Here is a 1373-nt window from a genome sequence, read left to right on the forward strand (position 1 = left end):
GAACGGTCTGGACAGTCCAAGAAAGCAAGGCATCTTCAAAGACTCTTAAGTAAGTCCTATTACGCGAAGCTCTTGGCAGTAAGGAAAATAACCCAAGACAATCAGGGCAAAAGAACTGCCGGGGTAGACGGAGTAAAATCCCTCTGGCCTACACAACGACTGGAATTAGCCCAAAAACTTGGGAATAACTACAAAGCCCGCTCCTTACGTAGAATATGGATTCCTAAATCAGGTCGCGATGAAAAGCGTCCTTTAGGGATTCCGACGATAAGAGATAGAGCTGAGCAAGCTTTGGTTAAACTGGCACTAGAACCGCAATGGGAAGCTCGATTTGAGGCAGACTCATACGGATTTAGGCCAGGAAGGTCGGCACATGATGCGATTGATGCCATATTCAAAAAGGTGCATAAGAGACCAAATTGGGTATTAGATGCAGATATTGCAAAATGCTTCGACCGAATTAACCATGATTACCTGCTGTCCAAACTAGATTGTCCATCCGTGTTCAAACGGAAAATCAAACAATGGCTTAAAGCCGGCGTTCTGGATAATGGCGTATTTGAGGCAACAGAGTCAGGAACTCCACCTTGTGGAGTCATTAGTCCACTCCTGGCCAACATTGCCTTACATGGGATGATAAATTCGGTTGTTAATGCTTTTTCCAAGACTAAGACCATTAACGGAAAACAAGAACGAAACTATCGCCCGAAAATCATTCGATACGCCGATGACTTCGTGGTTCTCTCGCCAGTTAAAGAAGTCATACTAAAAGCCCGTAACCTGATTGAACAATGGCTGGAACCAGTTGGATTAAAGCTTAAGCCCGAAAAGACAAGAATCTGCCATACCCATGAATTCTCAGAAGAAGGGGGAGAGGCAGGTTTTGACTTTTTAGGTTTCAATATCCGCCATAAAACAGTTGGCAAGTACAAGGCCACAAACACTGGGGCTGGCAAAGGATTATTCCAGCTCAACATAAAACCAAGCAAGAAGTCAGTCAAGGAACACTACAAGGCAATTAAGGCGGTCATAAAGGCTCATAAAACAGCCCCACAAGCCGTATTAATCAAACGACTGAATCCAGTCATAAAAGGATGGAGTAATTATTACAGCACAGTAGTATCCAAAGAAACATTCTCCAAACTCGACGATAAGGTTTGGGGGGCCTTAAGGGCATGGACAGTATCAAGATGCGGAAAAGCGTCCATTAATAAGCTCAGAAAGTATTACCATCATGGAGCCAATGGAAAATGGACGTTTCAAGCGCAAGATGGGCTGAGACTATTGAAACACATGGAAACGCCTATCAAGCGACACATCAAAGTCAAAGGTGATAAGTCTCCATTTGATGGAGATTGGGCTTACTGGAGTAA

1 protein-coding gene is annotated in these 1373 nt (G+C 43.9%); it reads left to right on the top strand.

The genetic code is table 11. From position 1 onward, the window contains the following. The coding region (gene ltrA / locus AC0QH1_RS20100; RefSeq protein ID WP_324633078.1) for a group II intron reverse transcriptase/maturase at positions 1-1373 on the top strand (1373 nt) is incomplete at both ends.

It is taken from the genome of Phormidium sp. CCY1219 (genome assembly GCF_055795085.1).